Origin of the sequence: Nostoc sp. 2RC, assembly GCF_014222165.1 — a bacterium.
GTDB classification, from domain to species: Bacteria; Cyanobacteriota; Cyanobacteriia; order Cyanobacteriales; family Nostocaceae; genus Nostoc; species Nostoc linckia.
Window position 1 is genome coordinate 1 of the sequence record NZ_JACKZU010000385.1, and the last position, 7,728, is coordinate 7,728.

The 7,728-nt window shown below is 39.6% G+C and carries 7 protein-coding genes and 1 pseudogene; 1 reads left to right on the forward strand and 7 read right to left on the reverse strand.

All coding sequences use genetic code 11. From position 1 onward, the window contains the following. The 7 genes from GNE10_RS29300 to GNE10_RS29330 all read right to left on the reverse strand — a co-directional run. Window positions 1-285, reverse strand: a 285-nt coding sequence (locus GNE10_RS29300) for a hypothetical protein (RefSeq protein WP_185569203.1), incomplete at its 3' end; no start/stop codon positions are given. Window positions 286-288: 3 nt separating this feature from the next. Then, window positions 289-981: a hypothetical protein gene (locus GNE10_RS29305; protein WP_185569205.1), complete on the reverse strand. Its 693-nt coding sequence runs from the start codon at window positions 979-981 to the stop codon at window positions 289-291. Window positions 982-1,000: 19 nt separating this feature from the next. Next, window positions 1,001-1,195, reverse strand: a complete 195-nt coding sequence (locus GNE10_RS29310; protein ID WP_185569207.1) for a hypothetical protein — start codon at window positions 1,193-1,195, stop codon at window positions 1,001-1,003. Between the two features lies 1 nt (window position 1,196). Further along, window positions 1,197-3,614 (reverse strand): DHH family phosphoesterase, encoded by a 2,418-nt coding sequence (locus GNE10_RS29315; RefSeq protein ID WP_185569209.1) that lies wholly within the window; start codon window positions 3,612-3,614, stop codon window positions 1,197-1,199. A gap of 382 nt (window positions 3,615-3,996) precedes the next feature. Beyond that, the gene (locus tag GNE10_RS29320) at window positions 3,997-5,559 is read right to left on the reverse strand and encodes a cytochrome P450 (RefSeq protein ID WP_185569211.1); all 1,563 of its coding nucleotides are present in this window, start codon (window positions 5,557-5,559) and stop codon (window positions 3,997-3,999) included. A gap of 224 nt (window positions 5,560-5,783) precedes the next feature. Then, on the reverse strand, window positions 5,784-6,413 hold the full coding sequence (locus GNE10_RS29325; RefSeq protein ID WP_185569213.1) for a GNAT family N-acetyltransferase: 630 nt from the start codon (window positions 6,411-6,413) through the stop codon (window positions 5,784-5,786). Window positions 6,414-7,058: 645 nt separating this feature from the next. Then, window positions 7,059-7,535, reverse strand: coding sequence for an NAD(P)H-quinone oxidoreductase subunit N (locus GNE10_RS29330; protein ID WP_185569215.1), 477 nt, complete (start codon window positions 7,533-7,535; stop codon window positions 7,059-7,061). A 3-nt stretch (window positions 7,536-7,538) separates the two neighbouring features. Here GNE10_RS29330 and GNE10_RS35590 point away from each other — a divergent pair. Then, a pseudogene (locus tag GNE10_RS35590) lies at window positions 7,539-7,728 on the forward strand (hypothetical protein); the annotation flags it as partial.

Below are 7,728 nucleotides of genomic sequence, written 5' to 3' on the forward strand. Positions count from 1 at the left end.
ATTTGTTACTGTTTGAAAATCATCTGTTTCTAATTTTGAAGAATTATCATTATTAACGAAAGTTTGTTGCTGATTTTTTGAAACTTGCGATTCTCTTAAATTTTGCTCAATTTTGTTAATCTCATTTTCATGCTCTTGTATCCTTTGATCTGTCTTTTGAATCTCATTTTTTAACTTAAGCTGTCGCCTCGGATCTGTTTCACAACGTAGCTCATCTTGTAGATTGTTCCATAGCTCTCTATCCTTTGCCAGTTGCTTTTTAAGGTCTTCAAGCCGAGCATACATACCTTAATTCCTCCGCAACTTAGCTATTAACTGTTCCCAAGCAGACTTAATGTTCAAACCAGTTCCAAACTCTAACTCACCTTCGTACTCCACAAGCATTGGCACAATCGGTAGAGTTATTTTTAATTTATGTTTGGCATCTAGCTCAGGATTTTTGATAATTTCAGTTACTGCTAGATTACTCACAGGTAAAGCAGGAATCCGTTTTTCTAGTGCTACTAACATTTGTTGGATTTCTTGCTCTGAAATCAAGTTTTTTTCCAGTGCATCTATGAGGTTCTGAATCAAAATTAATTGTGTTTGGTCTAGTTGTTGAGTAATAGCACTAATTATGGCTCGTTCTATAGCATCATAGCGATTCAATAAGGCTTGACGCATTTGATTCTGATTTTCATAAATTACAACTTGACCATTGAGTAAAACATTTAACTTCGCATCCATGTGCTGTAATTGGTTTTCAACTTTCCGCATCTGAGCATTTGGAACATTAGATAATCCTTGCTCTAGTTGAGCGTACTCTTGCTTGTAGCGAGCAAGTGAATCGTATTGCCGCTGAATTTCCTGGCGATACCCAGCCTTGACACGAGGGTTTGTCTCGTAGCGCAATGCTTCTTCAAACTCGTTAAGTAGTTCTAGGTCTTTGCTAATGTGTATTTCCAAATCTCGTAGTCTCTGAGAAAAGCCTGGAGAGGGCATAAGGTTAATTCTTTACTTCCTAGATTGCTAACTTGTAAATGGTAGATACATCAGTAAATTCAACAACGCTCGGTTTTGATTCACAACTAAACTCAGGCGAAACCATACCGTAATTACCGCAGGTTCTTTTTAGTGTAGCAAGATGTAGTGTGCGATCGCTCCATCGCACCCGAAAAAATCTTAGCCTGATAAATAAATTAAAAGCGATCGCCACATTACTGAGTATTAATCATGGCAACAATGGTAGATAGTGGCACCTCTGCAAAGTAGTTTTGCTGGAATTGTTCTTCCTTGATGGCGGCTAAAAATTGTGTAACAGCCGCATCACCCTTAGTTTCAAAAACATTGTTGGGATTCCAGGTGATTTGCAAATTGCGGTCTTCTCTTGTTACTGTAAAACCGTAATATTTTAAAGCTTTGATTCCTAAAAATAAGGTGCGATCGCTAATTCCAAGTTTATCTAAAAGTTTTACGCGAGTAACTGTTTGATTGGTACGACTGAGATATTTGGCAACACCAACCAAGGTCTGCCAAATTTGTTTTGGTGATTGGTGGTTGGGTTTAGACCAAGCGATCGCTAGTTGTTGATTATCAACGGTAGCATTTAAACATCGCCGCAACCATGCACGTAAATCATCCCAGTTCGTCGGACAATGTTCAAGAATCAGTGCCGAAGTGGGTAGAGACGGGATTAATGGCGTCTGTGCTGAGTTGTCCTGATTCCGTAAGTCGAGAATGAATGGTGAATACTGAGTAGTGAGTGCTGAGTTTTCACTTGGACGCACAGCAATTAATCTAATTTCATAGCGTTTTTTGAAGGTGTTGTAGTCGATTTCTGCTATACAATCACACCTACCTATGGGCAATTCATCTTTGTAGTGTCCCCACCAAATACCAGGAAAGGGGCTTCTAGTTGAATCATCCCGAATATCAAACTCAGTTTTAATATACTGTACCTTTTTTCCTCGCCAATCTTGTTGATTGCGATGCCAACTATTTTCAAACCAGCAATTTTGAATTAGCAATTTGGGAACAGGGTTACCCATTCCACAAGGTTCAAGTAATTTCAGTTCTAAAAATAATTCTTTCCCTAAGTCTGCAACTTTTACCACTATGTCTGCTTGCACTGTTGGCGTGAGAGTTGTACCGCCCAAAGATTGCCGTAACTGCTGATTAATCGCTGCTGTGAATAAAGGAATATTCTCAACCGGCAAACTCAAACCCGCAGCAAAAGGATGTCCGCCAAAGCGATGCAACAGATGTGCTTGTTCTTTTACCAATTGATACAAATCGACCGAATTCACCGAACGGGCGGAACCACGGGCTAGCGGGGAAGAAGACGCGGGGACAGAGGGACGCGGGGATGCGGGGATATATTCATTCTCCGCGTCCCCGCGTCCCCGCGTCCCCGCGTCTACCAAAACAGCTTCCTCTGTACTTAACAAAATTGTCGGTCGCCCTGTTTCTTGGGCTACTTGTCCAGCAACCAAGCCCAATACACCAGCAGGCCATTGAGGATCTTCCAGGACAATGACGCTGGTGGTTGATAAATCTAGTTGAGTAAGTTTTTGTGCTACTTGTGTTTGTACATCTTTTTGCAAGGATTTGCGACGGGTATTTGCCAGTTCTGTAACTTCGGCTAATTCGTGACAACGTTTGATATCGCGGCTGGTTAATAATTCAACGCAGAAACTAGCATCGCCTTGGATGCGGCTGACGGCGTTGATTCTAGGCCCTAAACCGAAGGAAATATCTGTGGGGCGATCGCCACTTTTCTGGCACAATTCTAATAATCGCCCGACCCCCGGTCGCCTTCTTGCTGATGGTGGCTGTTGAAAATCTGCTTGTAATCTTTGAATTCCCAATTGTGCTAAATAGCGACAATCTCCACTTAGCTGCACCAAATCGGCAATTAATCCTACTGCAACTAAATCTAATAAATCCTCCACTGGATGTTGGGGAACATCAGGCAAACTTTGATAAAGTGCTTCCACTAATTTATAAGCTACCGCCACCCCAGAAAGATTAAATAGCTGATGTTCTTTTGGTAAATATCGCGGATTAATAATCGCTGTGACTGGTGGGCGTTCTTCAGGTAATGTGTGATGGTCAGTAACTATGACATCGATACCTAATTGTTTAGCATAAATAATTTCATTAATATTGGTGCTACCAGTATCGCAAGTGACTATTAATTTACAACCTTGTTTTGCTAAGTTCTCCATTCCTTGATTATTAAGTCCGTGGGATTCTTTTAAACGATTGGGAATGTAATAAATTAACTCAATATTTTGGATAAAAAACTCTCCCAATCCATCCCAAAGTACGGCAGTGGAAGTAATACCATCAGCGTCAAAATCTCCCCAAATCGCAACTTTTTCATGACTATCTCTAGCTTTTTGTAAGCGAGCGATCGCCAAATGCATTTCTTGTCCAAATTCAAAGGGACTTGCTGCTTGGTATGCTTTATGGTTGATAAAAGCTAATAGTTGTGATTTTTCTTTAATTCCCCGTTGCCACAACAATTGTGCTGCATACATTCCATTTGATGCCGGTGTATGCTGTTTCACTGCTTGGATGAACCATTCTGGCGGTTGTTCTGTTGTTGCTAGAGTCCATTGTTGTTCTGGCATACAAATAAAGTTAGGATTAAAGAAAGTTTAAAAAGTAATCAATTTAGTCCTAGAGTTTCTTAAACTATTAGGACTTACGCAAGAACTCTCTCAAACTCTTATAACTTCGTGCCCTTTGCGTCCTTTGCGGTTAGTTTATTCATACTTTTGCGTAAGTCCTAACTATTTTGGATAAAAGCATTTTATTTCTGTATTTCTATAGCATTTCTATATCAGTCTTTCAATTAATCATGGAGACAGCAATCAATTTTTCGGACTTCCAAAGAAAAAATATTCCATAGAAAATTGTTGACGGTTGACTGTCAACGATTTGAAGTAGAATAATTTATTTTTTGGAGTTCCCTTTTCATAAATGAATTAGAATTGCCATAGAAATACAGCTTTACTCCCAATTTCTCAATCGAAAGCGCACTGGCATTTTATCGGACGGATAAATTAACAGGTTTTGCTGTAATTCTTCTAGAGATGAACGACCGTTGACTAATTCCCAGTCGAAGTAGCGCAATAATAATGCCAGCATCACAGTTGATTCCAGCATTGATAGATGCTCTCCCAAGCAACGATGAGTCCCTGAGCCAAAGTCTATCATTGGCAGCGAACTAGTTTCCTTACTCTTGTCTAACCAACGTTCTGGTAGAAATACTTCTGGATTAGCATAAACTTCTGGATCTCTTCCAGCAGCAAGCATAGACCAGGATACTCTCGTACCGCGAGGAATTACTTGACCCTCAATTACAGTATCGCGTTGAGCCACCAATGAAGTCGAGCCTGAGGCGATTGAATAAAGGCGCAATGTCTCCTTGATAATTGCACGAATATAAGCCAACTCCTTGAGGTTTTCTGTATTAATACAGCCTTTACTTTGCCAAACTTGGTCAACGATGTCCCGTGCTTGCTGAAAAATCCTTTGATTTAAGCTCAACTCTCCTGCTGCAAAGGATAAAGTATGGGCTGTTGTATCAGTACCAGCTATTAAGAGTTCAACAGATTCTGCTATTAATGTTTCGCGATTGTATTTTAGTTCTTTGGCAGCAATTTTAACTAACATTGATTCCCTAAACAAAGAACTGACTTGTGGTAAATCAGTCTGCTTTTGTTCTCTCATCTGTAAAGCTAAGTCTACACGGGGAATCAAAAACTCCTCTAAATATCGCTTTGCTGCCCAATAATCTCGTGAATTCTTAGTTGGCAAGTATTTCATCCATCTCTTCTCGCCAGTAGCTTGTCGTAGGAACCGATAGCCTAAAACAGACATCGCTTCGTATAGCTTGGTAACTTCCAGTGGTGGCCCTTCAGGACTAGTACTGTTTCTATCCACAGGAATGCCTAGCACAAGAGAGGAAATTACCCTCATTGTTAGTTCTACAAACAGAGGATCTACCTCAACTTCTCTTAGTGGTGCAGCTTCTTTGACTGTCTCAATTACTTGTTCGCAGGCTTGGTTAATAATTTCAATATATTTAGAGAGACTGCTAGAACTGAATTCGGGATTCCAAACCTTGCGTCGCCACTGCCACTCAGTCCCAGTTTCTCCTATCATAATGGGGCCACTCATATCGTTCCAAGCTTTACGCATTTGCTCAGATCTAATTAAGCTACCATCTCTCATCCCGTTGACAATAGTATCTTCAATCGCTTTCGGATTACTTAAAATGACAATTGGATGGTTGCCATTCCAAATAACATACATCGAGCCTAGCTGTTTACTCCAATCAAAAAATTGCAGGAATAATTTCTTTTGTTTCACTGCTGCTAATACTTGCGGAAGATTTCCTAATAGCCAGTGTTTGGGAGGAGAAGGAAGTGATTCTAGGGATTTATATGTGTTCTTTTGTTTCCACCAGCGCCAACCCAGTGTTCCCGTTACGCTAGAAATGCCTAAGACTGTCGCTAAATATGGAAATGAGGAAGAATAATCAATCTGAGCAGTAATGTCTTGGAACATGAATCCGCCTTTGTCTAACAAAAACTTCAGATTACCCAGATACTAACTTATTGTTTACCAATTTGTTCAGCCTGATTTTATTTTTTGCAAATAATATTAATAAGATTCAAGATACTTTTAATTCCCAACTCCTAACTCCTAACTCCTAACTCCCAACTCCCAACTCCTAACTCCCAACTCCTAACTTCCTAACTCCCAACTCCTAACTTGTATTAAATTGGCGATTAATCTTCAGTAGTTTGAGATTCACTCACTAGCGGATTAATTAGTATTTCATTAGCAACGCTATCGGCTTTGCGAGCGCGAATTGCTGGACGCGATCGCCGATAACCTGCCCTTTCTGCTTTTTGGTGTTCGTAATCAATTAATCTGCCATAATATTCATGCTTGCTTAAATTCATTGACAAGAAAATATGCTGGCGGATATTACCAAAACCTTTACGATTAAAAAACTTTAATGCTGAAACATTGGTGGGGTCAGTATCTACCAGCATGAACCGCGCCCCATCTTCAATCATCCGGGCAACAACTTTATCAACTAACTTGTCTGCTACTCCCCGACGCTGAAATTTCGGACTAACACCCAGCCATAAAATGTAACCATAAGTCCAAGATGCTTTGGTAATTATGGTTCCTAAAACAAAACCTGCTAATTCTCCATTTCTTTCAGCCACCAAGCAATATTCTGGATCTGTATTGTAAAGTCCAATTACTTCCCATTCATCCCAAGTCCGGTATAAATAAGGATATAAATCGCTGGTAAATAACTCTTCTCCCAAATGATAAACGGGAGCAATATCATCAATTCCTAATTCACGCACATAAATTGCTTCAGTTTCATCAAAAGTAGACATAAATTTCAAAATTTTAAATTTTTTATATTAAACAACCTGAATTTTTAGTTTTATCACTAGAGTATTGTATCAACTAACTTAATTATATTTACTTTTAATAATACAAATAGCAGCCCTAAATCATTTGTGAAAAATCAAAGTATATTTGTAACCCTTCTTTCCTGTTTCTTGTTAACCTACCTCAACCAGAAATTTGACGACTCATTTACAAAATTCTATAAATTGAAAAAATATAAATGAAACATCAAGCATTTGTCTTTAAAGATAATGCTTGTATTTGAAAAGTAGCTGAAATCTTAAAAAATGCATTTATTTTTCATCAAAAAGCCGATTTAATTGGTTTTATCGACAATAGCTTTTGATATCTTTAATATTCTGATGCAGTTGAACCTTTAAATTCTTTATCGAAGGAAATGATATAGATATATCAAGTAAGCCAATATAGTGATTATGTAATTACTAAGTATTATAATTCTGAATTTCTACTGAAGTTAGTTGATGAGCAAAGCGCAAAGCGTAGCAAAGGGTATTTAAAGCCTTATACCAAGGGACTTCCAACGCAAAAATATTTCAATGCTATCGTTGACTGTTGACGGTTAGCAGTTAACGCTCAACAGTCAACAGTCAAGGATAAATGAGCAAAGACTAACTAGCCAACAAAGTCTTTTCTAGAGAAGTCCAACGGAAAATGCGATCGCCACCCCTTTCGATGACTACTTTCACTCGTGGTTCTAGCTTGGGCAAATTCGCTAAATATTCAATTTCCTGGTCGGAAAGAATATTTCCTTCAATAATCCACAACACCAGCCCTTTGGATTTTGGTGGTAGCTGTTCTAAATGAGTACTTAGAATAGGTGGTGCATAGTATACATAACCTACCGCCGCACCGCTACCAGTACTTTTTTTGCCCAAATGAGGAGGTCTAATTCCATGAACTCTTGTGAGATATGCAGCTACGTCTCCCAGTCCCCTAGCAGTAATGTGCAGCGTAGTATAGCCAGCCGCACGAAGCCGCCGCTGATAACGACCTTCATAACCTCCTTCCAGAGGTACATACACTCCAAGAGCGCCAAATTTTTCCAGATCCCGGATTAAAGCGTTGCCAGTGGTAATTAGTGCCATAGATTGATTGTTGTCTTATCCCACTTAGATATCTCTATTATTTACCGTGAACCGATAGATCAAGCATTTTTTTTGGGCATTGGGCATTGGGCATTGGGCAGAGGGCATTGGGCATTGGGCTTTCTAGGAAGTGTGGGAGGTGTGGGAGGTGTGGGAGGAAGGAGGGGGAAGCATAAATTCTCTTTCCCCCCAC